General features: G+C 61.2%; 27 protein-coding genes. 13 read left to right on the top strand and 14 right to left on the bottom strand.

From position 1 onward, the window contains the following. Positions 1-46: 46 nt before the first annotated feature. Positions 47-1,531 carry a PepSY-associated TM helix domain-containing protein gene (locus NCHU2750_RS13180; protein ID WP_119940913.1) on the top strand — a complete coding sequence of 495 codons (1,485 nt, stop codon included), beginning with the start codon at positions 47-49 and terminating at the stop codon, positions 1,529-1,531. 77 nt (positions 1,532-1,608) lie between these two features. On the opposite strand, the gene NCHU2750_RS13175 is transcribed toward NCHU2750_RS13180, so the two are convergent. From NCHU2750_RS13175 to NCHU2750_RS13160, 4 genes are all read right to left on the bottom strand, one after another. Beyond that, positions 1,609-2,664 carry a 2,3-butanediol dehydrogenase gene (locus NCHU2750_RS13175; RefSeq protein ID WP_119940912.1) on the bottom strand — a complete coding sequence of 352 codons (1,056 nt, stop codon included), beginning with the start codon at positions 2,662-2,664 and terminating at the stop codon, positions 1,609-1,611. Between the two features lie 194 nt (positions 2,665-2,858). Further along, entirely contained in the window at positions 2,859-3,761 is a 903-nt protein-coding gene (rpoH, locus tag NCHU2750_RS13170; protein ID WP_119940911.1) for an RNA polymerase sigma factor RpoH, read from the bottom strand. Positions 3,762-3,952: 191 nt separating this feature from the next. After that, a complete protein-coding gene (locus tag NCHU2750_RS13165; protein ID WP_119940910.1) occupies positions 3,953-4,741 on the bottom strand; it encodes a class I SAM-dependent methyltransferase in 789 nt (262 codons plus the stop codon). Between the two features lie 478 nt (positions 4,742-5,219). Continuing rightward, positions 5,220-5,921 (bottom strand): helix-turn-helix transcriptional regulator, encoded by a 702-nt coding sequence (locus NCHU2750_RS13160; protein WP_162939616.1) that lies wholly within the window; start codon positions 5,919-5,921, stop codon positions 5,220-5,222. A gap of 115 nt (positions 5,922-6,036) precedes the next feature. Between NCHU2750_RS13160 and NCHU2750_RS13155 the strand changes: the two genes are divergently transcribed. Then, on the top strand, positions 6,037-6,930 hold the full coding sequence (locus NCHU2750_RS13155; protein WP_119940908.1) for a DMT family transporter: 894 nt from the start codon (positions 6,037-6,039) through the stop codon (positions 6,928-6,930). Between the two features lie 16 nt (positions 6,931-6,946). On the opposite strand, the gene NCHU2750_RS13150 is transcribed toward NCHU2750_RS13155, so the two are convergent. Then, the gene (locus NCHU2750_RS13150; RefSeq protein WP_119940907.1) at positions 6,947-7,972 is read right to left on the bottom strand and encodes an RluA family pseudouridine synthase; all 1,026 of its coding nucleotides are present in this window, start codon (positions 7,970-7,972) and stop codon (positions 6,947-6,949) included. A 31-nt stretch (positions 7,973-8,003) separates the two neighbouring features. Here NCHU2750_RS13150 and NCHU2750_RS13145 point away from each other — a divergent pair, with 31 nt between their 5' ends. Further along, entirely contained in the window at positions 8,004-8,390 is a 387-nt protein-coding gene (locus NCHU2750_RS13145; protein ID WP_119940906.1) for a hypothetical protein, read from the top strand. Further along, positions 8,390-9,211 carry a TrmH family RNA methyltransferase gene (locus NCHU2750_RS13140; protein ID WP_119940905.1) on the top strand — a complete coding sequence of 274 codons (822 nt, stop codon included), beginning with the start codon at positions 8,390-8,392 and terminating at the stop codon, positions 9,209-9,211. Before NCHU2750_RS13145 ends, NCHU2750_RS13140 begins: the two co-directional genes overlap by 1 nt. A 32-nt stretch (positions 9,212-9,243) precedes the next feature. Here the strand turns inward: NCHU2750_RS13140 and NCHU2750_RS13135 are convergent, their stop codons facing one another. Both NCHU2750_RS13135 and NCHU2750_RS13130 read right to left on the bottom strand, forming a co-directional pair. Next, positions 9,244-10,398: a coiled-coil domain-containing protein gene (locus NCHU2750_RS13135; RefSeq protein ID WP_119940904.1), complete on the bottom strand. Its 1,155-nt coding sequence runs from the start codon at positions 10,396-10,398 to the stop codon at positions 9,244-9,246. A gap of 148 nt (positions 10,399-10,546) precedes the next feature. Next, positions 10,547-11,083 carry a DUF1134 domain-containing protein gene (locus NCHU2750_RS13130; protein WP_245480406.1) on the bottom strand — a complete coding sequence of 179 codons (537 nt, stop codon included), beginning with the start codon at positions 11,081-11,083 and terminating at the stop codon, positions 10,547-10,549. A 538-nt stretch (positions 11,084-11,621) separates the two neighbouring features. Here NCHU2750_RS13130 and chpT point away from each other — a divergent pair. Both chpT and NCHU2750_RS13120 read left to right on the top strand, forming a co-directional pair. Continuing rightward, positions 11,622-12,269: a histidine phosphotransferase ChpT gene (chpT, locus tag NCHU2750_RS13125; protein WP_119940902.1), complete on the top strand. Its 648-nt coding sequence runs from the start codon at positions 11,622-11,624 to the stop codon at positions 12,267-12,269. Positions 12,270-12,434: 165 nt separating this feature from the next. After that, on the top strand, positions 12,435-12,797 hold the full coding sequence (locus NCHU2750_RS13120) for a response regulator (RefSeq protein WP_119940901.1): 363 nt from the start codon (positions 12,435-12,437) through the stop codon (positions 12,795-12,797). Between the two features lie 151 nt (positions 12,798-12,948). Here the strand turns inward: NCHU2750_RS13120 and ctrA are convergent, their stop codons facing one another. Beyond that, positions 12,949-13,650: a response regulator transcription factor CtrA gene (gene ctrA / locus NCHU2750_RS13115; RefSeq protein ID WP_119940900.1), complete on the bottom strand. Its 702-nt coding sequence runs from the start codon at positions 13,648-13,650 to the stop codon at positions 12,949-12,951. 423 nt (positions 13,651-14,073) lie between these two features. Here ctrA and NCHU2750_RS13110 point away from each other — a divergent pair, with 423 nt between their 5' ends. Continuing rightward, entirely contained in the window at positions 14,074-14,424 is a 351-nt protein-coding gene (locus NCHU2750_RS13110; protein WP_112454130.1) for a flagellar export protein FliJ, read from the top strand. A 105-nt stretch (positions 14,425-14,529) separates the two neighbouring features. Here the strand turns inward: NCHU2750_RS13110 and NCHU2750_RS13105 are convergent, their stop codons facing one another. Then, the gene (locus NCHU2750_RS13105; protein WP_119940899.1) at positions 14,530-14,811 is read right to left on the bottom strand and encodes a GNAT family N-acetyltransferase; all 282 of its coding nucleotides are present in this window, start codon (positions 14,809-14,811) and stop codon (positions 14,530-14,532) included. A gap of 104 nt (positions 14,812-14,915) precedes the next feature. On the opposite strand from NCHU2750_RS13105, the gene NCHU2750_RS13100 reads away from it, so the two are divergent. Next, positions 14,916-15,389 (top strand): paraquat-inducible protein A, encoded by a 474-nt coding sequence (locus tag NCHU2750_RS13100; protein WP_245480243.1) that lies wholly within the window; start codon positions 14,916-14,918, stop codon positions 15,387-15,389. A gap of 109 nt (positions 15,390-15,498) precedes the next feature. Here the strand turns inward: NCHU2750_RS13100 and sciP are convergent, their stop codons facing one another. After that, a complete protein-coding gene (gene sciP, locus NCHU2750_RS13095; protein ID WP_062455190.1) occupies positions 15,499-15,774 on the bottom strand; it encodes a CtrA inhibitor SciP in 276 nt (91 codons plus the stop codon). Positions 15,775-16,018: 244 nt separating this feature from the next. Continuing rightward, positions 16,019-17,050, bottom strand: coding sequence for a DUF2793 domain-containing protein (locus NCHU2750_RS13090; RefSeq protein WP_119940898.1), 1,032 nt, complete (start codon positions 17,048-17,050; stop codon positions 16,019-16,021). Between the two features lie 261 nt (positions 17,051-17,311). Between NCHU2750_RS13090 and NCHU2750_RS13085 the strand changes: the two genes are divergently transcribed. The 4 genes from NCHU2750_RS13085 to NCHU2750_RS13070 are packed head-to-tail and all read left to right on the top strand — an operon-like array spanning position 17,312 to position 22,405. Further along, entirely contained in the window at positions 17,312-18,562 is a 1,251-nt protein-coding gene (locus NCHU2750_RS13085) for a sarcosine oxidase subunit beta family protein (RefSeq protein ID WP_119943324.1), read from the top strand. A 40-nt stretch (positions 18,563-18,602) separates the two neighbouring features. Beyond that, entirely contained in the window at positions 18,603-18,878 is a 276-nt protein-coding gene (locus NCHU2750_RS13080) for a sarcosine oxidase subunit delta (RefSeq protein ID WP_119940897.1), read from the top strand. Beyond that, positions 18,875-21,847: a sarcosine oxidase subunit alpha family protein gene (locus NCHU2750_RS13075; RefSeq protein ID WP_119940896.1), complete on the top strand. Its 2,973-nt coding sequence runs from the start codon at positions 18,875-18,877 to the stop codon at positions 21,845-21,847. The genes NCHU2750_RS13080 and NCHU2750_RS13075 overlap by 4 nt, the downstream gene beginning before the upstream one ends. 6 nt (positions 21,848-21,853) lie before the next feature. Further along, the gene (locus tag NCHU2750_RS13070) at positions 21,854-22,405 is read left to right on the top strand and encodes a sarcosine oxidase subunit gamma (protein WP_119940895.1); all 552 of its coding nucleotides are present in this window, start codon (positions 21,854-21,856) and stop codon (positions 22,403-22,405) included. A 10-nt stretch (positions 22,406-22,415) separates the two neighbouring features. On the opposite strand, the gene NCHU2750_RS13065 is transcribed toward NCHU2750_RS13070, so the two are convergent. The 3 genes from NCHU2750_RS13065 to NCHU2750_RS13055 all read right to left on the bottom strand — a co-directional run bounded on the left by NCHU2750_RS13065 (position 22,416) and on the right by NCHU2750_RS13055 (position 23,501). After that, complete coding sequence (locus NCHU2750_RS13065) at positions 22,416-22,718, bottom strand: HigA family addiction module antitoxin (RefSeq protein WP_119940894.1); 303 nt, start codon at positions 22,716-22,718, stop codon at positions 22,416-22,418. Between the two features lie 56 nt (positions 22,719-22,774). Then, positions 22,775-23,056, bottom strand: coding sequence for a type II toxin-antitoxin system RelE/ParE family toxin (locus NCHU2750_RS13060; protein WP_119940893.1), 282 nt, complete (start codon positions 23,054-23,056; stop codon positions 22,775-22,777). Positions 23,057-23,234: 178 nt separating this feature from the next. Next, positions 23,235-23,501 carry a hypothetical protein gene (locus NCHU2750_RS13055; RefSeq protein ID WP_119940892.1) on the bottom strand — a complete coding sequence of 89 codons (267 nt, stop codon included), beginning with the start codon at positions 23,499-23,501 and terminating at the stop codon, positions 23,235-23,237. A gap of 214 nt (positions 23,502-23,715) precedes the next feature. On the opposite strand from NCHU2750_RS13055, the gene NCHU2750_RS13050 reads away from it, so the two are divergent. Then, on the top strand, positions 23,716-26,142 hold the full coding sequence (locus NCHU2750_RS13050) for a GcvT family protein (RefSeq protein WP_119940891.1): 2,427 nt from the start codon (positions 23,716-23,718) through the stop codon (positions 26,140-26,142). The last annotated feature ends 224 nt before the right edge of the window (positions 26,143-26,366 follow it).

The raw sequence follows: 26,366 nt of genomic DNA, 5'->3' as shown, positions 1-26,366 counted from the left end.
GTTGTCGCCGGTGCCTCGCACCGGCCGTCGTCTATTGGAGAAGATCATGAACCTTCACACATCCGCGCCTCCGGCGCGTCAATCACGCGCGCCTCAAGCTGGAGACGACCGGGGGCAGAGCCCCTCCGTCTCGGCGCCGAAAAATGCCGAAGCGGGCGTTGCCGCCATTCGTCAATTCATCACCCGGCTGCATTTCTATGTCGGGCTTTTCATTGCGCCCTTCATCTTCATCGCGGCACTGACCGGCACGCTCTACGTGCTGACACCGCAGATCGAGAACTGGCTCTATCGCGATCAACTCGTGGCGCAAGCGGCCGGGCCGGCCAGATCGCTGGCCGAACAGATCGCGGTTGCCCGCACGGCCATCGGGCAAGGGCCACGCTTCTTCGCCATCCGGCCGGCGACGGCGGAAGGGCGTACGACGCGGGTCATGTTCACAGAGCCAGGGCTCGGTGAATCCGAAACCCGCACCGTGTTCGTCGACCCGGCATCGCTTGCCGTCCAGGGCGAGATGATCACCTACGGGACGAGTGGCGTCCTGCCGTTTCGCACTACCCTCGACTATCTGCACCGCACGCTTCTGCTCGGCGATATCGGTCGCAATTACAGCGAGCTTGCCGCCTCGTGGATGTGGGTCGCCGTGCTCGGTGGTCTGTGCCTGTGGTTCTGGCAGCGGCATTTGCCGAAAACCGCAGGCAGGGCTTCGCCGCAGCGGCGGCTGCACAGCCTGATCGGGCTATGGCTGTCGATCGGCCTGCTGTTCCTGTCGGTGACGGGGCTCACCTGGTCGCGCTGGGCGGGCAACAATATCGACCAGTTCCGCAACGGTGTCGGCTGGATTACGCCTTCGGTGACCATCGATCTCGGCAAGGGCGAGGCGCCGAAGCCGCTGGGCGAACATGCCGACCATATGAGCATGGTGATGGCTCCGAGCGCGCCACCAAAGCCGGAGGCCGAGGTGCTGGCCGAGATCGACAGGGTGGCCGAGACCGCGCGGGCGGCGGGTATCAATTCGCCGCTGATGGAGATCAGGCCGCCACGGACGGTCGACCAGGCGTTTCGCGTCAGTGAGTATGACCGCAGCTGGCCGACGCAGGTGGATACGATCGCCATCAATCCCGCCGACATGAAGGTGACGAGCCGTGCCGATTTCGCCACCTTTCCGATCATCGCCAAGCTGATCCGCTGGGGTATCGATGCTCATATGGGGGTGCTGTTCGGTGTGGCAAACCAGATCGTCATGGCCGCGCTCGGCATCGGGCTGATGGCCTCGATCGTCTATGGCTACCGGATGTGGTGGCTGCGTCGGCCGAAGGCCGGAGGTTCGCCGCGCACGCTGCTCAAGGCCTTCTCCTATCTGCCGGCGGCGGCGAAGATCGTCACGGCTGTGGTTGCCGTCGCACTCGGCGTCGCGTTGCCGGCAATGGGGGCGAGCCTTTTGCTGCTGCTGTTCCTGGATCTTATCCGCTCGGCATTTTCGGAAATCCTGTCGGCCGACAGGCAGCAGGGCCTGCCGCCGGGCGTCCGGTAAACGGTACAAAAAAAGAGCCCGCGGCGGTGCCGCGGGCTCTTCGCTCCATGATCTTGGGAGGATCAATCTTGGGAGGATCAATCGGGGGAGCGGACGAGGATCTTGATCTGGCTCTTTTCAGCCACCAGCGTGTCAAAACCCTGGGGCACGATATCGTCGAGCTCGATACGCTTGGTCACCAGCTTGTCGGCGGAGAAATAGCCCTGGACCATCAGGTTCATGACGGCTGGGAAGACATCCCGGTAGGCAATCGTGCCCTTCAGGCTCTTTTCCTTCAGCACCACCGTATTGGGCTGGAAGGGGGCTTCCTTTTCCCAGATCGAGACGATCACCGTCTCGCCCTCGTAGCGGGTCGCGTCGATGCATTGCTGCAGGACCGAAGGCACGCCGGTGACTTCGAATGTCACGTCGACGCCGCCGGGCGTCAGTTCGCGGATGCGCTGGGCAGCGTTCTCCTTCGACGGGTCGATGACGCTGGTGGCACCGAGCTCGATCGCCTTGGCGCCGCGCTGCGGTGACAGTTCGACGACATGGATGGCGGAGGCGCCGGCCACTTTGAGCGCCTCGACGACGAGAAGGCCGATCGGGCCGGCGCCGAAGACGGCTGCGGTGCCGCCGGCCTTAAGGCTAGAAATGCGCACGGCGTGGAGGGCGACGGCTGCCGGCTCGACGAGGGCGCCCTGTTCGTAGGACAGGCCTTCCGGCATCTTGTGGACCCAGCGCTCGCCGACCGTCGTATAGGTGGCAAAGCCGCCGCCTCCGCCGGAGAGGCCGTGGAAGCCGAGGCTGTCGCAGAGGTTATATTTGCCATGCAGGCAGGCATCGCACTTGCCGCAGGCGAGGATCGGCTCGACGACGACGCGGTCGCCCGGCTTGACGCGCTCCACACCTTCACCGACTTCCGACACTTCACCGGAGAATTCGTGACCCATGATGATCGGTGCGATGTCATGGCTGACCGGATGGGGCGCCTTGACCGGCACGAAGATCGGGCCTGCCACGTATTCATGCAGGTCGCTGCCGCAGATGCCGGTCCACTTGACCTTGATCTTGACCTGGCCCGCGGTCGGCTTCGGTTCGGTGACTTCCTCGACGCGGATATCCTTGGCGCTGTACCAGCGTGCTGCTTTCATCCGTCCATCTCCTCTAGACTCTGACTGGGATACAGCACCGTAGTAGGAGCGAAGGATGTCGAACTTGATACAAGTCAGTTTCCGCAGAATTTGAAAGTTCCCGGATGTGTCGCATCAGTGAGACAGAAACGGACAAAAAAAGACCGCGGCGCAAGCGTCGCGGTCCCTCTAATTTAGCGATACATATTCGACACTTAGGCGTCGACGACCCGAAGCGCCTGCGCCTGGGCGAGGGCTTCCTTCTGGACCGCGTCCTGCACCTTTTCAAATGCGCGGACTTCGATCTGGCGGACACGTTCGCGGCTGATGTCGAATTCCGACGACAGTTCCTCGAGCGTCACCGGATCATCGGTCAGGCGGCGTGCCTCGAAGATGCGGCGTTCGCGGTCGTTCAGCACGCTCAAAGCCTTGGCCAGCATGCGCCGACGGGTATCGAGTTCGTCCTGTTCGATCAGCACGTCTTCCTGGCTGTCCGAGTCATCCACCAGCCAATCCTGCCACTGGCCGGATTCGCCTTCGGCGGCGCGCAGCGGAGCGTTGAGCGATGCGTCGCCGGAAAGGCGGCGGTTCATCGACACGACCTCTTCCTCGGAGACGTTCAGCTTGGTGGCGATCTCCTTCACCTGGTCGGGCTTCAGGTCGCCATCTTCGATTGCCTGGATCTTGCCCTTGAGGCGACGCAGGTTGAAGAACAGGCGCTTCTGGTTGGCCGTCGTGCCCATCTTCACCAGCGACCACGAGCGCAGGATATATTCCTGGATCGAGGCCTTGATCCACCACATGGCGTAGGTGGCCAGACGGAAGCCGCGTTCAGGATCGAATTTCTTGACGGCCTGCATCAGGCCGACATTGCCCTCGGAGACCACTTCGCCGATCGGCAGGCCGTAGCCGCGATAACCCATGGCGATCTTGGCCACGAGACGAAGGTGGCTGGTCACCAGCTTATGGGCGGCATCCCGGTCGCCATGTTCGGCATAGCGCTTGGCAAGCATGTATTCCTGCTGCGGTTCCAGCATGGGAAACTTGCGGATCTCATCGAGATAGCGATTGAGGCCGGCTTCACCGGCGGTAATGGAAGGCAAAGTATTGCGGGCCATAAAGCACCCCTTTCCGATCGTTGTCGGCTCCCTCTGGTAAAACGTCCCTTGCTACAAGGCGAACCGAAATTGGCGCGGATCGTTCCCGATCCCGCACCAATGCGTGTAACAGGTAAGTGCGGCGGAACCTTGATTCAAGGTCTCACGAAGGCGTTATATCATTACGCTTTGTTCATCTCGGCAGGCCTGCGCTATCTGCGATAGGCTCGTTCAGAGAGCGTGCGCATTCCAAGCCGGACAAGCAGTTCATAGACCATGCGGCGGGCCATGGGATTGTCCAATCTTATCGCTTTTGCGCCGAGGAAATCGGTTTCCACGTGGTCGAAGGCGGCAAGATCACGGGCACCGGAAATCACGCGGCTGTAGAAGCCGTGAAACTCCTTGCGGCAGACATAGGTCTTATACTTGGTCATGCAGAAAGTGGCCAGTTCATCGCGGCGCGCACGCAGGAAATCACCGACGCCGACCGTCACTTCCGGCCATGCCGGGTTGAACGTGTCATCGAAGACGATGATCCCGTGGCCGGCAAGTGTATTCAGCGCCAACATGCTGTCGGAGGAGACATGGTTCAGCATGTGGCCGCCATCGATGCTGAAGAAGCGGGTGCGGCCTATCTTTCCGGTGATGTCGCCGGGGCTCAGTTTCGTGCTGTCGCCGCTGATGACGAGGCCAGGGTCGACCGGAAGGCCGAGGCGCTCGCCGTTCTCGACAAACCGGTCGTATTGCGTCGCGGCGACACCGCCCTGCTGCTCGAGATCGAAGAGGTCGATGGCGAGGATCCGCTCGTCGGAGCGGCAGATCTTGCGAAACAGGAAATAGGAGCGTCCGTAGAAGACGCCGATCTCCGCCACCCCGCCCTTCAGGCGGTGCTTTTCCTGCGCCTGCAGGAGGGAAAGAAACACCAGGGCGTCAGGAGGATCAATATAACCCTCGATCGTCTGCAGGTCATTGAAGATGAATTTGCGGATATCCTCGTTCATATCGGCGCGCCTTCGCACCGAGGGCCGATAAGCGGGAAAATCCCGATCACCTGCAGGCCGCCATGCAGCAGCGCTACATGTCTTTTCCTGTCTTCTTCCGATCTGTTTTTGCAGCGCAGCAAGTCTATGGAAGAAATCAATTTGCGATTACCTGGTCTTGTCGGTGATTTATACGGGTAAATAGATATTATACGACTTCGTAATTCGAGTAATTAACTTTCTTTATTATTAAAATAGCTGAGGTAAGTGCGAATACAAATGACAGTCAGTCGCATTTTTTGGCCTGTGGTCTCGGTTTTTATTTTATTGAGTTCTTGCAATCCTCCTGCGCACAGTATCGCAGATGCTGCCTGGCCCCGGCCGATGTCGGGCTGAGTGTCTGAAGCGCAGCCGGACAAGATCAGGCCGCATGGCCCTGAATGCCGGAGGGCAAGGATCGTGTCGACCTACGGTAAACGGCAATTGGGCCATGCGTGGTTCAAGGTATCTGCGGGCCGGCAAACAAGTCCGGCAGCAGGCGCCATTGCTGTCTCAGCTTCGTCGCGACGCTGGAAAAGCAGTCATCCGTCAGTTCGCAGCTTACAATGCGGTCGTGGCGGAAGTGGCGGAAATCCTGCCGCAGCTCGCAATAGCCGGCCAGGATCACGCCGTCGATATAATAGGAGAGGGCGAGCGGCAGGATGGTGCGGTCCGTCGCCTTGCCGGTACCGTCGCGATAGGACATCCGCAGCTTGCGTTCCTGCCGGATCGCCCTGCGCAGGATGCGCGTGTCGATGACCGGGTCGGGGATGGCGTGCCATGCGGAGGCAAACAGCCAGGGATCGTCACCGCTCATGCAGGCTTCGGGCGCAATGACCTCGGCGATCTTGGCAGAGGCATTGGCGCCGGCCATGGTCAGGCTCTTGTCGCCGGTGCGGCCGACGAGGGCCAGGCCCACGGCGATCGCGTCGAGTTCCTCCGGGGTGAACATCAAAGGGGGCAGGTCGTAGCCGCGGCGCATGACATAGCCGATCCCGGCTTCGCCATCGATTGGAATGCCGGCGGCCTGCAGGGCGGCGATATCGCGGTAGATGGTGCGTTTGGTCACCTCCAGCCGGGTCGCCAGCGCCTCGGCCGTCATCGGCTGGCGGCTTGCCCGCAGCAGCTGCACGACCTCGAACATGCGCCCCGAATTTGGCATTCCTCCTCCTCCCTTTCGCTCACTCCCTTTTCCGAGTGTAGCAAAACACTGCTGACGCCCTGTTGTCAGCAGTGTTTTGCTAGATCTGCATCGGTTGAACGGGAGGAGGTCCGGCATGGCATTGTCGTCGCGTGCTCAAGGTCTGCTGATGGTGCTGACCGCGACGGTCGCGCTGAGCACCGCCGGGCTGATGACGCGGCTGGTCGGTGTCGATGCGCCGACGCTGACCTTTCTGCGCGGCCTCTTCGGCGGGTTGTTTCTGCTGGCCTGTCTTCTCACCGTCTCCCGCGGGCGCAGCATAGATGAATTCCTGCGCCTCGGCCGCGTCGGTTTCTTCATCTCGATCATCTCGGCGATGGCGATGATCCTGTTCATCAACGCGCTTTACATGACATCGGTGGCGCATGTGTCGGTCATCTTCGCACTCTGCCCGTTCGTTGCGGCAGGGCTTGCCTTTGTCGTCCTGAAGGAAAGGCCGAATGCGATGTCCCTCTTCGCAAGCGGAATTGCCCTTGTGGGGATTGCGTTGATGATGAATGGCGGGGGCGGGGGGACGCGTGGGGGTGATCTGGCCGGCGATTTCCTCGCCCTCGCCATGACGGGCCTGATCGGGCTCTGGACGGTGATGGTGCGCCGCTACCCGCAGACGCCGGCGCTGCCGAGCACGATCCTCCCGACCGTGATGGCCGCCGTCATGATCGCGCCCTTCGCCAGTCCGCTGTTGGCTTCTGCGCATGACGTCGTGCTGATCCTGCTGTTCGGCGTCTGCGGCTTCTCGGCGGGCTTTCTCATGCTGTTGGTCGGCTCGCGGCTGCTGCCGCCGGTCGAGAGCGTGCTGATCGGCTCGCTGGAGGCGCCACTGGCGCCGCTCTGGGTTTTTCTGTTTGCCGGAGAAGCGCCCGACGCTCACGCCCTTGTCGGCGGCACGATCGTGTTTGCCGCCGTCTGCCTCAATGTCGTCGCCGGCCACCGGACCTCCCGCAATGTCTGCGGCGATGCCGGCGCCTGAGGCAATGCGGTAACGGTTATCCCCGCAGCGCCTCGATCAGGGCGTCCATGTCGTCGGGCATCGGCGCCTCGAATTCCATGATCTCGCCGGTGCGGGGGTGTTCGAAGGCGAGCAGGAAGGCATGCAGCGCCTGGCGGGGAAAGGCGCCGACGACGCTCTTTGCCGGTTCCGGCAGGCGATTGGCCTTGGTCCTGAAGCCGCCGGCATATTCGGGATCACCGATCAGCGGATTGCCGACATGGGCCATGTGGACGCGGATCTGGTGGGTGCGGCCCGTCTCGAGCCGGCATTCGATCAGGGATGCGAGCGCCGTGGCGTCGGGCGTTTCCTGAAAACGTTCGACCACTTCGTAGTGGGTCACGGCATGGCGGGCATCGGCAGAATCCTCGCGCTTGACCGCCCGCTTGGTGCGGTCGGCGCTGGAGCGGCCGAGCGGCGCATCGATCGTGCCGTGCAGATGGCTTGGGCGGCCCCAGACGACGGCCTGGTAGGCGCGCTCCAGATCGCCCGATCGGCCGTGGTCGGCGAACTGGTCGGCGAGATGGCGATGGGCGATATCGTTCTTGGCGGCGACCATGACGCCACTCGTCTCCTTATCGAGACGGTGGACGATGCCGGGCCGCTTGACGCCGCCAATGCCGGACAGGCTTGCACCGCAGTGATAGATCAGCGCATTGACCAGCGTGCCGGTCCAGTTGCCGGCGCCGGGATGGACGACGAGGCCGGCGGGCTTGGCGATGACGATCAGGTCGTCATCCTCGTAAAGCACTTCGAGCGGGATGTTTTCGCCCTTGGGTTCGGGGTCTTCCGGTTCGGGCAGGACGAGTTCGATCACATCGCCGGGAGAGACCTTCTTCTTGGCTTCCGTGACGATCTTGCCGTTGATGCTGATCGCGCCTTCTTCTATCAAGGCCTTGACCCGGCTGCGCGACAGTTCTCCATCCAGTTGTGCCGTCAGCCACGCGTCCAGCCGGCCGCCATCGTCCTCGCCCGCATTGAGGACTTTCCTTGGCAGCCCGGCTTCGCTAATGGTCTCGCTCATTCAATCATTCCGTTCAGTACAAGGACAGTCCATGCCCCAGGCCGATTTCGAGGATCAGGAACAGCCACTTGATCCGGCAATGGAGAAAATCCGCCGGAAGATGGTGCGCCTGCAGCTCATTTCGGGCGGGATCTTCTTGGTCTGCTTTATGGCGGTCATCGCTGCCATTGTCTACAAGATCTCCCTGCGTCCCGCCGCACCGGCAACGACGGCCACCACCGCTGGTTATGCCGTGCCCGCCGATGGCCCGCTGGCCGCAACGGCGGCGCTGCCGCCCGGTTTCGATATCCAGCAGGTCTCGCTTTCGGGCAACCAGATCCTGTTCTACGGCGCGCTGAACGGCATGCCGAAGGTCTATATCTTCGATCTCTCCGTCCAGCGCATCGTTGCCGACGTGACTGTCGGTCAGGGTCGTTGATGGAGGTGATCCGCATCGTCGATGCGGAGGATCCGCGGATCGAGGAATTCCGTTCTATCCGCGAACGGGACCTTGTCGGCCGCTATGGCCGCTTCATCGCCGAAGGGACCGTGGTCCTGCGCATGCTGGCGGCGGCACACCGGCGGGGCGGAGCGTTTTCTGCCGAGAAGATCCTGATCCTCGAAAACCGGCTGGCGGGCGTTGCCGATATTCTCGCCGAGTTTCCTCCAGACGTGCCGGTCTATGTCGCCGACAGCGCGGTGCTCGACGGGATTGTCGGCTTCCACCTGCATCGCGGCATCCTGGCGATCGGCAGGCGGGCGGCGGAGCCGTCGGCCTTAGAGCTTCTGGCCTCACTGCCCGAAAGGGCGCTGGTGGCGGCGGCGATTGGCATATCCAACCATGACAATGTCGGCTCGATCTTCCGCAATGCCGCGGCCTTCGGCGTCGATGCGATCCTGCTCGACGAAACCTCCTGCGATCCGCTTTACCGCAAGTCGCTGCGCGTTTCCGTCGGTTCCGTGCTGCAGGTTCCCTATGCGCGGGGCGGCACGGTGCAGGAACTGGTCTCGGCTCTGGTGGAGGGCGGGTTTGCGCTCTGGGGCCTTTCACCGGCCGGGCGGGTGGAGATCCGCCACGTGCCGCCGTCGCCACGCATGGCGCTTCTGACCGGCAGCGAGGGCAATGGCCTGCCGCAGGCGCTGATGGGCAGGATCGAGACGGCCTCGATTGCCCAGGTGCCGGGGCTCGACAGCCTCAATGCCGCAACAGCGACGGGCATCGCGCTTTACCAGATCGCCGGCGCGCAAGGCCGGATCTGAACCCGGCCCGCAGTCACCGTGCTCCGACAGGGTTAGCGATCGGCGGCAGTACCCGTCGTCGAGAGCAGCGTGCGCACGCGCGAGGCGAGGCTCTGGCCTTTTGTCCCGGCGGGCTTGCCGGCGATCATCGCATGAACCGGGGAGGTACGGCCTTCGTTGAGTGCCGTCATCGCCACCATGCCGGCGGCAATCGTCGCCATCTCTTCGCGCAGCGCATCGTCGTTCGTGACGGTCTTGCCGTTGGCAATCCGCTCGGCGAGCGCGGTGGCGCGGTTCCTTGCATCCGCTGCCAGCGCCGAGGCCCTTGCCTCGATATCTGCCTCGGAGGGCGCTTTCGCAGGTGCCGGCTTGGAGGCGGCCCCTGCCGTCACGGCAGCAGGCGTCTTCGATGATGAATTCGGCGACGGCTCGCTTGGCGGGGTGACGGTCATCTTTTCGCGCAAGCGGGAAATCTCCTCGTTGCGGCGCTCCAGCGCCGTTTCCTTGTCGGTGCGCAGCGAAACCTCGCGCGTCAGCTTGTCTTCCAGTTTGGTGGACCGGTATTCTTCCTGGGCGAGGCGCGTCTCGGCGTCCTTGGCACGGGTCGACTGGACGCGGATATCCTTGCGCAGATTGTCGCGTTCCTCGCGCAGGGCGCTGACGCGGAATTTCAGGTTCTCGACTTCCGTCTCGCGCGTCGACAGATCTATGCGGGCATTGTCGCTCTTGGCGGATACGAGTTGCAGTTCCTGCCGCAAGCGCTCGATATCGAGGTCCTTGCCGATCTTCTGCTCCTCGGTCGCATCGAGTGCGGCCTTGAGGTCGGCGATATAGCCGTCTTCCTGGCGCAGTTGCGAGCGCAGATCGACCGCCGTCACATCCAGCCCTTCGGCGCGCGATTTCAGATCGAGATTGTCGGCCGTCAGCCTGCGGATCTCTTCCTTGAGGCTCTCGGTCTGCAGAATGAGCGAAACCGTACGATCCTTCTCGTGGATCAGCTCCTGCTTGGTGCGGGCGTTTTCGGCGGCATAGACTGCGCGGGCCATGTCGCGCTGGGCGCGTACTTCCTGCGGGCTGATCGGCACCGTCGCCCTGATCCTGTTTTCGGTGAAGGCGACGATGCGTCTATGGATTGCCGGCGCGATCAGCATCGCGAGCAGGAGAGCGCTGAGAAAACCAAGGCCAAAAAGCAGAGCAAATTCGATCACGATCGGGCCGTCTTGGTGTCATTATGCCGGAATGCACGTTTAAGCATGCGAGCGGGGACGCGGCAAGCATGCCCTCCGGCCAGAGACACGTGAGCCTCCCCGAAGGATAGTTCCCGGCGTTCTGCGCCGGGAGCTGAAAGCGACCGGATCAGAAGGGGTTCCAGGTCGGCGAACGGGTCAGTTTCAGGTAGCCGATATTGACGCCGAGGCGGGCGCCGACGCCGGTGCGGATCGGAACCAGCACGACATTTTCGTTGCGCAGCACGGTCATGCCGACGCCAGCGACGACGAAAGCCGAGCCCGAAACGCCGCCGAAACGGGCATAGATCGAATCGACCGAAGGCAGGTCATAGACGAGCATCATCACGCGGGTGCCCTGGCCACCGTAATCGATGCCGAGCGAGGGACCCTGCCAGTAGGAGGGGTGCTGGCCGGCATTCTTGGTATAGAGCTTGCCCTCACCATAGGTAAGGCCGGCGATGAAGGCGCCGGAGCCTTCCTGGCCGAGAACGTAGCCGTTCGGCAGGCCGAATTTCTGGAACGCGTTTTCGACCACCTTGGCGAGACCGCCGCTGGTGGAGCCGAAGAACCCGTTGCCCGCATCGACAATTTCCTGAAGCGAATACTGGTTGCCGCCCTGCTGCTGTGCAGCGGCCGGCGCGGTCGATAGCCACAGTGCCGCCATGACGGCGAGGAGGGCTTTCAGGCTCAGGATCAGAGCGGAGATTTTGTGGCGGCGCATGTTCAGGTCCGTTTTTTAATCGTCCATAGGCGTAGCATCATGCTTCAGGCGATGTATTCTGGCGCTATGATATTAACAAGCGGTTAAGCATTTTAGATCGCAAGTATTTGAATTTATTTATATTGAAATCTCGCGAAGTGTCGTTTTGGCGGTCTTCGCCGGTCATGTTGCCGCATCTGCCTTAAGCATTGTGTCGCGTCAGAAGAGGGCTTTGTTGAGGCGCCTGCATGCTCGCCGCAGTGGTTGTGTTCTGTGCTGCGCGGGCATCGCGTGTGGCAGTTTGACGGTCACGGGAATGCGGTCGGGTGGCTTTTGCCGGTCCCAAACGGGACAATTCTATCGGAATCGGGGGGATCGCGATTGCGGATTAATCGTCAGTTTACCAAAGCTGGTGTCATTATGCCGGCCTTATTGATCCATCCCCACGCAATGTTGGCGTGGCAAAGAGCGGGCAAGCACCCAGATGCAGCAGGAGTAACGCATGCCGAAGAATCCCAATCTCACCCTCAGCGGTCCAGATCTGGCGGCACTCCTGTGCAGCCGCGTTTGCCATGATGTCATCTCGCCCGTCGGCGCGATCAACAACGGCCTTGAGCTGCTCGACGAAGGTGCGGCGGATGCCGACGCGCTGGACCTGATCCGCACCTCGGCGCTCAATGCCTCGGTGCGGCTGAAATTCGCCCGGCTTGCCTTCGGTGCATCGGGCTCGGTCGGCGCTTCAATCGATACGGGCGAGGCTGAAAAGGCCGCCAAGGACTTTGCCATCGCCGAAAAGAAGACCGAGGTTTCCTGGAGCGGTCCGCGGGCGATCATTCCGAAGAACCGCGTCAAGCTGCTGCTCAACCTGTTCCTGGTTGCCTATGCCGGCATTCCGCGCGGTGGTTCGGTAGACGTGACGCTGATCGATCCGGAAGGCGCCGCCAGGTTCGAGATCGTCGTCAAGGGACGGATGATGCGCGTGCCGGCGAAATTCGTCGAGATCTGCAGCGGCACGCTGGAAGAAGCGGTCGATGCACATTCGATCCAGCCCTATTATACCGTGCTGCTGGCCGAGGAGTGCGACATGGAACTCAAGCATGTCGTCTCGGAAGACAAGATTACCTTCATTGCAGAAATCGTCACTGCCTGATTTAGGTAGCCGTGCGGCACTCCCGGCAGGTGGATATGCCTGCCGGATGGCTGCTTCTACTGCGGCGAAACCTGCAATGCGGCGTATGCCTGTAACGATTCGTTAGCTGCGACGGTCTATATCTTCTGGGTCGACCCTCCAGATGGTCGCAGAAGGGGGTGGCCAATGCAGCGTCTGATGATCGCCGACAGTTCCGATATCGTGCGAAAGGTCGGCAAGCGAATTTTGTCCGAGCTCGGCTTCCTGATTGCCGAGGCAGGCGATTCCCACGATGCGCTGCGCGGCTGCCAGACCGAACTTCCGCATTTCTTGATCGTCGATGCCGCGCTCGACGGCGCGCTGGACCTGATTGCCGCGGTGCGGGCGCTGCCGGATGGCAAAAGCGTCAAGATCTTCTACTGCGTGATCGAGGCAGATCTGAAGAAGATGATGGCAGGCAAGCGGGCAGGTGCCGACGAGTTTCTGCTGAAGCCTTTCGACCGCAAGATCCTGACCTCGGTCTTTTCACCCTATTCCGAAGCCGCCTGAGGGCGGGCACTGTCTTGTCGATGAAGAATGCAACGGCGGCCTCGGTCGCCGTTTTTGTTTGGCTCGTCGGCAGGGTTTGTATGCCGCGGGCACAATAAAACCCGCCTGGCGAGCCAGACGGGTTCAAGGCAAAGGGGATAAGCGAAGCGGCTCAAGCCGTTTCGGCGTATTCCGAACCATCCGGCTCGCGCAGAACATAGCCGCGGCCCCAGACGGTTTCGATGTAGTTGGCGCCGCCGGCTGCGTTGGCGAGCTTCTTGCGAAGCTTACAGATGAAGACGTCGATGATCTTCAATTCCGGTTCGTCCATGCCGCCGTAAAGGTGGTTCAAGAACATTTCCTTGGTGAGCGTGGTACCCTTGCGGAGCGAAAGAAGCTCCAGCATCTGGTATTCCTTGCCCGTCAGGTGAACGCGCTGGCCGCCGACTTCGACGGTCTTGGCGTCGAGGTTGACGATCAGTTCGCCGGTGATGATGATCGACTGGGCATGGCCCTTCGAACGGCGGACGATCGCATGAATACGGGCAACCAGCTCGTCCTTATGGAAGGGCTTGGTCATGTAGTCGTCGGCGCCGAAGCCGAGACCGCGAACCTTGTCCTCGATGCCGGCCATGCCGGACAGGATGAGGATCGGTGTCTTGACCTTGGAGAGACGAAGCGTCCTCAAAACCTCGTAGCCCGACATGTCGGGAAGGTTCAGGTCAAGTAGAATGATATCGTAGTCGTAGAGCTTGCCAAGATCTACGCCTTCTTCACCGAGATCGGTGGTGTAGACGTTGAAGCTTTCCGATTTCAGCATCAGCTCGATGCTCTGCGCTGTCGCGCTGTCATCTTCGATGAGTAGAACCCGCATAATTTTCCCCTTTACCGCCGCGCAAGGTTACCTTTTGCCCCCTCACTCGTTACGGATCCAGACTGTGCCTGATTTGGAAGCTGCCACCAATTGGTTAACAAACTGTGACCTGATTTGGCAAGGTGCATCAATTCATTAAGCAAAATTAGTAGCCGCCTGTTTTCCTTCGAGGATTGGACATCACCATGTTGAATCAGCGAAAGAGGAAATTTCGCTAAGTGATTCTTGCGACTGACACATTGCCGCTGTCCGATTTGGACTTGGTATTTACCGACCCTTAAACGATCGTCTTTATCATTAATGATGCCCGTAAACGAAAGGTTAACGCGATGTCAAATTTATTAACGTCGCGGAAGTTTTTCGGTCTGGTCTGTAACAGGTCGGATGGCGGGCCGGGGTGTTTGTATCCACGGAGTATTGCGTATGAAGTCGCGTGACAGCCTTGTTCGCCTGAAAGGATTTCAGGTTAACGAAAAGCGCCGCCAGCTGCAGCAGTTGCAGATGATGATGGCAGAATTCGAGCGAATGGCGAAGGAACTGGAACACCAGATCACGCTCGAAGAGAAAAAGTCGGGAATTACCGATCCCGGACATTTCGCCTATCCGACGTTTGCCAAGGCGGCGCGCCAGCGTGCCGACAACCTGCAGGTCTCGATCCGGGAACTGAAGGTCCAGCAGGACAGTGCCGAACTGGCACTGGAGGAAGCCGAAGCGGAACTCGCGAAGGCATCGGCGCTGGAAGAACGCGACGGCGGAATGCGCGCCAGAGCCTGAGCGCAGGCTACGCATGAGGGAGTGAAGAGGGCGACCCGCAAGGGGCGGCGCCCTTTTTCCATTTTCTGGACGGTTGCGCCGGTTCGATCCACCTCTTCTTGGGCGTCAACCGTTGATGACATCCTGCCATTCGGGGTGGCGCATTGCCTGGGCCTTGAAGAACGGGCAGAGCGGGATGATCTTCCAGCCGCCGCTGCGGGCGTCTTCGACCGCGAAATTCGCCAGGGCCTGACCGACGCCCTTGCCGCGCAGAGCGTCCGGCACGCCGGTATGATCGATGATGATCAGATGCGGCGAGGCACGGGAATAGGTCATTTCGGCACGATGGCCCTCGATGTCGGCGATGTATATTCCGCCGGATGCCGTCGTTTCGCGATCGATCTGCATCGTGTCTCCAATCCCGTTTTGCTTCATGCTATGGGTCGCAAACGGTCATGGCAATGTCGGCTGACATCTGAACGAACGGATACGTTCCTGAAGCGGGAGAGAGATTGGCCCGGATCCTTGCGTTTTTACTGCTCGTCACGGCGATGGTGCTGTTCGCACTCGGTGTCGCTTTGCCGATCATGCGGTTCGAGAGGCTGTATTTCTTCAGCGAGGAACCGTCGCTCTGGCAATTGATCGGCGGGCTTGCGGGTGACGGCAGCGTGGCACTGGCAATCACGGTCGCCCTGTTGTCGATCGTCTTTCCGATCCTGAAACTTGCAGCTCTCGGTTATGAACTGGTGGCGGACGGATCGCGATCGGATATGCTGCGCCGCGTGATGCCGCACCTGGCCAGATGGTCCCTGATGGATGTCATGCTGGTGGCGATGGTCATCTTCGCGGCGAAGACGAGTGGACTGGCGAAGGCGGTAACCCTTCCCGGTTTCTGGTGCTATGCGGCGTCTGCCGTGATCGCCGCCATCCTGCCCTCTGTGGTCAAACTGGGAAAGACGGCCACTCTGAAAGGAGAGCGTTTCTGAACGAAAGGCGATTTCGAAAGACGGGCGACTGCCTGAAAAGGGATAAAATAAAGGATGCCGCAACGCTGGTCACGGCACCCGCAAAGGGCGGCTTTTCGCCAGAGGCGCCTTAGTGGCGGTATTGCTGGATGCGGGTCGTACGCAGGCCGGCAAGGCCATGATCGTTGATCGACGCCTGCCAGGACAGGAATTCTTCGACGGTGAGCGTGTAACGCTCGCAGGCTTCCTCCAAGCTCAACAGGCCACCGCGAACAGCCGCGACAACCTCTGCTTTACGACGGATGACCCAGCGGCGCGTATTGGCCGGCGGAAGGTCCGCAATCGTAAGCGGGCTGCCATCGGGGCCGATGACATATTTAACTCGTGGACGGATCATTTCGGTCATTGGAACTCTCTACACAACACAAGACCACGCCGGAGAGCCTAGTCCGGCAGTTTTAACATTTGACTAAATCGCCCCCTCAAATGTGACCTAACCCGCAATGGTCGTATTTTTTCGCCGCAATGTGGGCAAAGCCCCTGAGAAACAAGGCGATCGGGGCAGGGGGCGAGATGCGAAACGGGGCATCCCGGCCGCATGCCTGTCCGGTAATGAGACAGCGGATGCATCTTTTTTTGAAGTTTTTTCGCTAAATCATTGCCGCAGAAAGATTAGTTCCTGTTTGGCCAAGCCCGATCGTGGCCGATCCCGAATGGATGAAAGTCAGCGTATCCCCTTGTTGCAATTGCGCGACGGCCGTTGCCGAGAGGATGGTGGCGGAACCGGTCGCGCCATTCAGGAAAAGCAAGGTCTGACTACCATTGCGCGAAAGTGTCACACTGTATGCGGCAGACGCCGTCGTGACGGAAACCGTCAGTGCGAGAAGGTAGAGGCCCGTCGCCGGCACCACGAGAGCATTGCCGCCGCCTGCTGCTGCCGCCCCGAGGGAGAAACCACCCTGATTGACAGCGAGGTCGGTCACGCCGCTCTGCTGGCCGGCCGTGGGGGTGAAGGTGGTGCCGCTGCGATAGGCGCGGGCGACCGGCTGGCTGGGGCGCGTCACCCGGCCGGCGCTGTCGATCGCAAGCCCGGTCTTCCAGTCGGTGCCGTTGCTGACCTTGATCGAGAAGTCGGTGTTTCCGGCCAGTCCCATTTCCGCATAGCCCGTCCAGCCGGACTGGAAGAGCAGCGAGGCGGTGTCGGTGGCGGCGGCTTTGTTGACCTTCATGCGGTGATCGTTGCCGGCATGGGTGAAGAGGCTGGCGGGGGAGGCAACGGCGAGCCGGTTGGTGGCATCCGCCGAGGCGGAAATGCCGAGCGTTGTGGCGCTGGCGTTTTCCGGCATGGAGACATCCTGCCAGGAGGCGCCGTCGAAGACCTTCAGCTTGTCGCCTGTCTCGAACCAGGCCTGCCAGCCGGTCTTCGGCTCGACGAAGGCCCAGGTGCCGTCCTGCCAGATGGCGATTTCGCCGGCATGGCCGGTCCACGCGCCGGAAGGGCTTGCCGCAAGAAGGAAGCGTTGGCCGGCCACCGGCGAGGCGGGTGGAGCGGCCATTTCCGCCGCTATGGACAATTGCACCACCGCGTCGAGCAGCAACAATGCCTCGTTATGGGTCACGTGTTTCTGTGCCTGGGAGGGAAGGATGAAGGGCATTTCGAGATTTGCGGTCTGGTCGCTCATGGTCGTCTCCGGTGATCCTGTTTGCCGAAGTGTAAGGCCGCCTGAGACCGCGGGGATGAAATGGCCTTCATGTTTCCATCTTGCAGGCGCGGGCTATCGCTGTTTCCCGTGATCCCCATCTTTGCCATGATCCCCGTCGCATCCTTGCAACGGCTGACGGCGAACAAGACCGTGTCGCGGACGGGACTGCGGATGTCCTGATTGCGCTTGTCCTTTCTCCCGCATATGCGAATGTGGGGCGGCAATGAACGGGACGGATGGATGCGTTATTCTGCATATTCAATCATCAAGCAGGCGCTTTCGGGCAACCGGCTGTGGACGCCAGCATGGCGCGAGCCGGAGCCGAAGCCGCATTATGACGTGATCATTGTCGGCGGCGGCGGGCATGGTCTTTCGACCGCCTATTATCTCGCCAAGGAATTCGGCATCACCAATGTCGCGGTGATCGAGAAGGGCTATATCGGCTCCGGCAATGTCGGCCGCAACACGACGATCATCCGCTCGAATTACATGCTGGAGGGCAATAATCCCTTCTACGAACTGTCGCTGAAGCTGTGGGAAGGCCTCGAGCAGGACTTCAACTACAATGCCATGGTGTCGCAGCGCGGCGTGCTGAACCTTTTCCATTCCGATGGCCAGCGCGACCAGTATGCGCGGCGTGGCAACGGCATGCGCATGCATGGCGTCGATGCCGAATTGCTCGACCGCGAGCAGGTGCGGCGGCTGGCACCCTATCTCAATTTCGACCATGCGCGCTTCCCGATCATGGGCGGGCTGTTGCAGAAGCGTGGCGGCACGGTGCGGCATGACGCGGTGGCCTGGGGTTATGCCCGCGGTGCCGACAGCCGCGGGGTCGATATCATCCAGCATTGCGAAGTGACCGGCATCCGCCGCGAGAATGGCGTCGTGACCGGGGTCGAGACGACGAAGGGCTTCATCGGCTGTAACAAGCTGGCGCTGGCGGCTGCCGGCAACACGACCACCGTCGGGCGGATGGCGGATCTGTCGCTGCCGATCGAGACCCATGTGCTGCAGGCCTTCGTCTCGGAAGGGCTGAAGCCGGTGATCGACCAGGTGATCACCTATGGCGCCGGCCATTTCTACATCTCGCAATCCGACAAGGGCGGCTTGGTGTTCGGCGCCGATATCGACTACTATTCCTCCTATGCGCAGCGCGGCAATCTTGCCACCGTCGAACATACGATGGAGGAGGGCGTGTCGATGATCCCCGGCCTGTCGCGGGCCAAGGTGCTGCGCGCGTGGGGCGGGGTGATGGATATGTCGATGGACGGTTCGCCGATCATCGACCGCACCTCGATCGACAATCTCTACCTGAATTGCGGCTGGTGCTACGGCGGCTTCAAGGCAACGCCGGCCTCCGGCTTCTGCTTTGCGCACCTGATTGCCAAGAACGAGAGCCATCACGTCTCGCGTTTCATGCGGCTCGACCGTTTCGAGCGTGGCCACATGATCGACGAGGGCGGCAAAGGCCCGCAACCGAACCTTCACTGAAGCTGATCTTCCCCGAGATAAAACTTCCCTGAGATAAAACATGGCAAGCCTGATCACCTGTCCGCATTGCGGGACAAGACCCAAGGAAGAGTTTTCCATCCGCGGCGCCGCGCTGAGGCGACCGGAGCCCGCGGCCGGCGAGGACGTCTGGCAGGACTATGTCTATGTCCGTGACAATCCGAAAGGGCGCTACCAGGAATATTGGCATCACGCCGCCGGCTGCCGCCGCTGGCTGGTGGTCGACCGGGACAACATGACCCACGAGGTGTTTGGCGTGACCGATGCGTCGCTGCGGCAGGGGGAGGCGGGCGAATGACGTCCTACCGTCTTGGAACGTCAAATCCCGGATCCGCCGGCAGCGTCAATCGCGCCCAGCCGCTGACCTTCACTTTCGATGGCAAGAGCTACAAGGGTTTCGAGGGCGATACGCTCGCCTCGGCACTTCTCGCCAACGACCAGATGCTGATGGGCCGCAGCTTCAAGTATCACCGCCCGCGCGGGCCGGTGACGGCCGGTTCTTCCGAACCCAACGCGCTGGTGACCATCGGTGCGGGTTCTCGCGCCGAGCCCAATGTGCGGGCCACCGTTGCCGAACTTTATCATGGCCTTGCGGCTGTCAGCCAGAACCGCTGGCCGTCGCTGTCCTTCGATGTCGGGGCGGTCAACAGCCTGATGTCGCCGCTGCTCGGTGCCGGCTTCTACTACAAGACCTTCATGTGGCCGGCGATGTTCTGGGAAAAGCTCTACGAGCCGGTGATCCGCCGCGCGGCAGGTTTGGGCAAGCTTGCGAACCAGGCCGATCCCGACCGCTATGAAAAGGCCTGGGCGCATTGCGACCTGCTCGTGATCGGCTCCGGTCCCGCGGGCCTGATGGCGGCGCTTGCGGCGGCCCGCGCCGGCGCGCGCGTCATTCTGGCGGATGAAGGATTTCGCCTCGGCGGCTCGATCCTGTCGGAGAGCGCCTCGATCGGCGGCGTTCCAGCGAGCGATTTTGCCGCAACGACGATCCATGAACTGGCGACGCTTCCCAATGTCACGCTGATGCCGCGCACCACCGTGTTCGGCTGGTATGACGACATGGTGTTCGGCGCGGTGGAACGGGTGCAGAAACATGTCGGCACGCCATCTCCCGACCTGCCCGTCGAACGGCTGTGGCGCATTGCCGCCAGGCGCGCCATCCTCGCCTCCGGTGCCGAGGAGAGGCCGCTCGTCTTCGGCGGCAACGACAAGCCCGGCGTGATGACGGCGGGTGCTGCGCGCAGCTATGCCAACCGCTATGGCGTGGCCGTGGGTGGCAAGGTCGCGGTGTTCACCAATGGCGGATCCGGTTATCGCACGGCGGCGGATCTCGTTGCCGCGGGCGTCGATGTCACGGCCATCATCGATGCGAGAGCGACATCGGCAGATGTCGTGCCGGAAGGTGTCCGGGTGATCCGCAATGGCGGTGTCGTCGGGACCAAGGGTGCAAAGCGCATCGAGGCGCTGATTGCCGAGCGTTCCGGTTTCCAGGAGCAGATCAGTTGCGACGCGCTGGCCATGTCGGGCGGCTGGTCACCGGTCGTGCATCTGATGTGCCAGCGGGGTTCCAAGCCGGTCTGGTCGGACGAGCATCAGGCTTTCATGGTGCCGGATGTCGGTGCGGCCTTCGTTGCCGCGGGCTCGGCTGCGGGCGAGGCGACGATTTCCGCCTGCCTGAAGGATGGTGCAGCCAAGGCCAATGCGCTTGTCCGCGATCTTGATCTTGTCAGTTATGAGATGAACATTCCGGAGGTCGAGGGCGAATATGATCCGGCTTTCGCACCGCTCTGGTATGTGCCTGGGCCCAAGGACAAGGCTTTTGTCGATTTCCAGAACGACGTTCACGTGAGCGATCTCGGCATCGCCCAGCGTGAAGGGTTTCGGCATATCGAGCATACCAAGCGCTATACGACCGCCGGCATGGCGACCGACCAGGGCAAGCTCGGCAATGTCAACACGGTCGGCATCGTTGCCGGCATGCGCGGGGTGTCACCCGCCGAGATCGGCACGACGACATTCCGGCCGTTTTACACGCCGGTCTCTTTCGGGGCGTTGGCGGGAACCGGCCGTGGCGAGCATGCTGCACCGGTCAGGACCTCGCCGCTGCACGAATGGGCGAAGAAGAATGGTGCCACCTTTGTCGAGGCGGGGCTCTGGTATCGTTCCGCCTGGTTTGCCCGCGAAGGCGAGAAGGGCTGGCGCGACAGTGTCGATCGCGAAGTCCTGAACGTGCGCCAGAATGCCGGGCTCTGCGATGTCTCGACGCTCGGCAAGATCGACATTTTCGGTACGGGTGCGGCGGAATTCCTCAACCGCATCTATTCCAACAATTTCCTCAAGCTGCCGGTCGGCAAGGCGCGCTACGGGCTGATGTTGCGCGAAGACGGCATGGTATTCGACGACGGCACGACCAGCCGTCTGTCCGAAAACCATTATATCATGACGACGACGACCGCCTATGCGGCCGAGGTGATGACGCATCTGGAATTTGCCAGCCAGACCTTCTGGCCAGAGCTGGATGTCCGCTTCGTTTCGGTCACTGACCAGTGGGCGCAGATGTCGCTTGCCGGGCCGAAGGCGCGGGCGATCATGAGCCGGATTGTCGAGGACGACATTTCCGACGCCGCTTTCCCCCATCTTGGCGCCAAGACGGTGAAGCTGCGCGGCGGGCTCAGCGCGCGGCTGTTCCGCATCTCGTTTTCCGGCGAGCTCGCCTATGAGCTTGCCGTGCCTGCCGGGTATGGCGAGGCGGTGGCGGATGCAATCATGGAGGCCGGACGCGATCACGGCATCTGCGCTTATGGCGTCGAGGCGCTCAACGTGCTGCGTATCGAAAAGGGGTTCATCACCCATAGCGAGATCGACGGGCGCACGACGCCGGACGATCTGGGGCTCGGCCGGATGATGGCGATGAGCAAGCCGGATTTCATCGGCAAGCGTCTTTCAAGCCGCTTCGGCCTGACAGCGGCCGACCGGGCACAGCTCATCGGGCTGAAGCCGGTCGAGGCGGACAAGGAATTTTCCGCCGGCGCGCATCTGCTGAAGGAAGGCGTGAGCCCGTCCATGGCGCATGACCAGGGTTGGGTTTCCTCCGTCTGCCATTCTCCGGTGCTCGGCCACATGATCGGGCTTGCGATGCTGAAATCGGGCCGCGAGCGCTACGGCGAGAAGGTCGTCGTGTGGGATGGCCTGCGCGGCAAGGAAGTGCTGGCGGAAGTTTGCTCGCCGGTGTTTGTCGATCCCAACAACCAGAAGCTCAACGGGTAGGCCGCCATGTCGCTCACGCTGTTTCACCGGCATGTGCTGGAAGATCATCTTTCCGGTTTCGGCACCAAGGCCAATCCCAATCATCTTGTCGTCTTCCGCCGCCCGGCGATCTTTTCGGTTCTGGCGCATCGGGGGCATGAGGCTGCCGTCAAGGCAGCACTGTCTGCCGTCGAGGGCGTTCAGCTGAGACACTGCGCGCCGGGCGAATGGCTCGTCGTGTCGACGGCATCGAGTGCCTCGGCCATCGAGAACCTGCTGCTGGAGATCGCCGGCGCCTCCGCCATCGACCAGAGCGACGGCCGGTTGCTCATCCGGATTTCCAGTCCGAGTGTGAGAAAAATCCTCGCCAAATGCGTCGCCGTCGATCTTCATCCGGACGTCTTTGCGATCGGCCAGTCCGCCAACATGGCCTGCTGCCATGTGGCGATCAATCTGGCGCGGACGGATGCCGACACGTTCGAGATCGCCGCTCCGCGTTCCTTCTGCGGATCGCTGTTCGAGGAAATAATGGAGATGGGCCGCGAGTTTGCGCTGACGGCGGCGTTTTCGGAGGTGTGAGGCGGAGCAATCAGCCCGCCATCGCATATTCCTCGATGTTTGCCAGTTCCTCTTCGAGAAAGGAGGCCTGTTTCTTAAGGTCGTAGCTCGACTGCATGTTCATCCAGAATTCCGGAGAGGTCTTGAAGAATTTTGCCAGCCGGAGCGCGGTATCGGGGGTGATGCCGGTCTTTTCGGCGACAATACGTTCGATCCGGGTACGGGGTACTTTGAGCTTCTTGGCCAACGCATAGGGCGTCATGTCCGATGGCTCAAGATAGAGATCCCTGAGGATCTCGCCGGGATGGATTGCCGGTAGTCCGGTCGTTGCCATTTCGTGGCCTCATAAGTTCTTGAATTTTACTCCTAGCGGCTGAACCGCGCGGCACGTTAATGATAGTCCGTGATTTCGACCTGTTCAGGCCCTGCTTCTGTCCAGCGGAAACAGATCCGCCATTGTTTGTTGATCCGGACAGAATACTGTCCTTCCCTATCGCCCGCGAGTTTTTCGAGCCGGTTACCCGGCGGAGATCGCAGATCCTCGATCGAGGTTGCGACGTCCAGCACCGTCAGAAGCTGCTGAGCCCGCCGAACGAGATCGGCCGGAAAGCCTTTCCGCACCGAGCCATCCGATATCGACTGCGTAAGCTTGTCCCTGAACGATCGGATCACGTTCTCGTCTCCCGGTTGGTATCATGCACCGATACGAGAGGGAGTCAATCCGGTGAGGGCCGGCGCCGACCGGTTCAGGATCGTCTCGCCACGTTCCCTCCAGCGGATCGCTGTTCGAGGAGATGATGGAGATGGGTCGCGAGTTTGCGCTGACGGCGGCGTTTTCGGAGGTCTAGATTCAGAGGCCGTTGCGCACAAAGTACCACAGGGCTTTTTCGGGTGTCGCCGGGACCACAAGGTCGGGCCGTCTTTCCAGCGCCGGCAGCAGGGCCTGCAAACCTTCCACCCGGCTCAGGAGATCGATGTAGCCCGGCGCCTGTGTTTCGGCGAAATCACGGCAAAATCCATGGATGACGCCAAATTCTATCGCGTGTCTGGGCGTAAAATCGCGGGCCGAGGTCAGAACATTGCCGACCAGATCGTCGAAACTGACTATGTTCGTCATGGTGTGGCCCCTTGTGTCCTATTGTGTGTTGGCGCTTGTGAACTCCTATACGGGACGGCCGCAAAATAAGTTTCACGCGTCTGATCGAAATGGCGCGAAACGAACACTGGCTATGTCGGAAACGACAAATCGCAGTTCGCAGAACAGGCTATTGACCATTGTCGAGACACTCTAGGCTCGCCTGATCTTTCGTCATTTCGAGCGGAGAAGTTGCATGAAGAGCCATGCCCGGGTTGTCGTGATCGGCGGCGGTGTCGTCGGATGTTCCATCCTCTATCACCTGACGAAATTCGGCTGGACTGATGTGGTTCTGGTCGAGCGCTCGGAGCTCACCTCCGGCTCCACCTGGCATGCGGCGGGCGGCATGCACACGATCAACGGCGATCCGAATGTCGCCAAGCTGCAGAAATATACGGTCGAGCTCTACAAGGAGATCGAGGCCTATTCCGGCCAGGATATCGGCCTGCACATGACGTCCGGCCTGATGCTGGCGGCAACCAACGAACGGTTCGACTGGTTCAAGTCGCTGCTCGCCAAGGGCAAATATGCCGGCGGCGAGGCGCGGCTCGTCTCGGTCGACGAGGCCTATGAGATGATGCCGCTCATCGATCCGAAGGAATTCGTCGGTGCCGTGTTCGATCCGCATGAGGGCCATCTCGATCCTTACGGCACGACGCATGCCTATGCGAAATCGGCGAAGAAGAACGGGGCGGAGATCTATCTCCACACCAAGGTCGAGGAGCTGATCCAGCTGCCGGACGGGATGTGGCGGGTGATGACCGACAAGGGCGAGATCCGCGCCGAGCATGTCGTCAATGCGGCGGGCCTTTGGGCGCGCGAGGTCGGCCGCATGGTCGGGCTGGAACTGCCGGTGCTTGCCATGGAGCACATGTATCTGATCACCGAGGACATGCCGGAGGTGATCGACTTCAACAGGACGCGCGGCCGCGAGCTGATGCATTGCGTCGATTTCGACGGCGAGATCTATATCCGCCAGGAACGCAACGGCATGCTGATGGGCACCTATGAGAAGGACTGCCGTCCGTGGTCGCCGATCGAGACGCCCTGGAGCTTCGGCCATGAGCTTCTGGCCGAGGATATCGAGCGGATTTCCGGCGAGCTGGAAGTGGGTTTCAGGCATTTCCCGGCCTTCAACAATGCCGGCATCAAGACGATCATCAATGGCCCCTTCACCTTCTCGCCGGATGGAAATCCGCTTGTCGGCCCGGTGCGGGGCATGACGAATTTCTGGTCGGCCTGTGCCGTCATGGCAGGGTTTTCCCAGGGCGGCGGCGTCGGGCTGGCGCTGGCGCAGTGGATCATCAATGGCGATCCGGGTTTTGACGTGTTCGCCATGGATGTCTGCCGCTACGGCGATTATGCGACGCTCGGCTATACCAATGCCAAGGTGCGGGAAAATTATTCGCGGCGGTTCTCGATCCGTTATCCGAACGAGGAACTGCCGGGCGCGCGGCCGCTTCTGACGACGCCGATCTACGACAGGCTGAAATCGGCCGGTGCCGTGTTCGGCGCGTCCTACGGGCTGGAAACGCCGCTCTGGTTTGCGCCCGAAGGCGTGGAAGACGCCTTCTCGTGGCGTCGTTCGACCGATTTCGACCATGTCGGCCGCGAGGCAAAGGCCGTGCGGGCCTCGGTCGGGATGATGGAGACTTCCGGGTTTGCCAAATATCTGATCGCCGGGGAGGGGGCGCGCCACTGGCTGGACGGAATGCTGGCCGGCAAGGTGCCGCCCGTCGGGCGGATGGCGCTTGCGCCGATGCTGAACGAGGCCGGCAAGCTGATCGGCGATTTCACGCTGGCGACTTTGGAGGACGACGAGTTCCTGCTGATCGGCTCCGGTATCGCCGAGGATTATCACATGCGCTGGTTCGAGCAGCATTTGCCGGAAGACGGATCGGTCGAGGTCGATGCGCTCAATCTCGGCCTGCTCGGTCTGTCTGTCGCCGGGCCGAATGCGCGGGCGGTGCTGCAGAAACTCACCCATCTCGACCTGTCGGATGAAGCCATGCCCTTCATGTCGGTCAAGGAGATCGATCTCGGCATGGCACCGGTCATTCTCGGCCGCGTCAGCTATACCGGCGATCTCGGCTACGAGATCTGGATGAAGCCGGAATACCAGCGTCATCTGTTCGAGGCGATCATGCAGGCGGGGGAGGAATACGGCATTTCGCTGTTCGGCCTGCGGGCGCTCAACGCGCTTCGCGTGGAAAAATCGTTCGGCAGCTGGTCACGGGAATACCGGCCGCTCTATGGGCCTCAGGAGGCAGGGCTCGGCCGGTTCGTCGCCTATGGCAAACAGGCGGATTTCATCGGCAAGCAGGCGGCCATCGGGGAGAAGGCGAGCGGCGGTGCGCTCAGGCTCATCACGCTGATCGTCGATGCGCATGATGCCGACGTGATCGGCGATGAGCCGATCTCTCTCGATGGAGAGGTGAAGGGATGGGTCACGTCCGGCGGCTATGCCCACGCGTCGGGCGTGTCGGTGGCGATGGGCTATGTGCCGAAGGAGATCGCCGATCGCGCCGATGGATGGATGATCGAGATCTTGGGCGAAATGCGTCCCGCCAGATTGCAGCCGCAGCCGCTGTTCGATTCCAACGGGTCGCGGATGCGCTCTTGATAGTTGTAAACTATATAGAAAAGCGGTCGTTGAAATATCCTGATTTCCACACTTCAGGCGCTCAATTTTTGTGACGGTAATGCCGCATTTCTGGCATTCTTGAGCGTATTTGCGTCATCGCGAGCAAAAGCTCGTGAAAATTGATCTGCCTATTAATTTTGCACTTCACATTTTTAACGAAACGGATAGGAATCAAAAAAATTGAAGATCCCATCAGGAACTTC

This window comes from Neorhizobium sp. NCHU2750 (assembly GCF_003597675.1).
Classification (GTDB): Bacteria; Pseudomonadota; Alphaproteobacteria; order Rhizobiales; family Rhizobiaceae; genus Neorhizobium.
The sequence above is the reverse complement of the archived record's forward strand: the minus strand, read 5'-3'. Positions and strand labels throughout refer to the sequence as shown.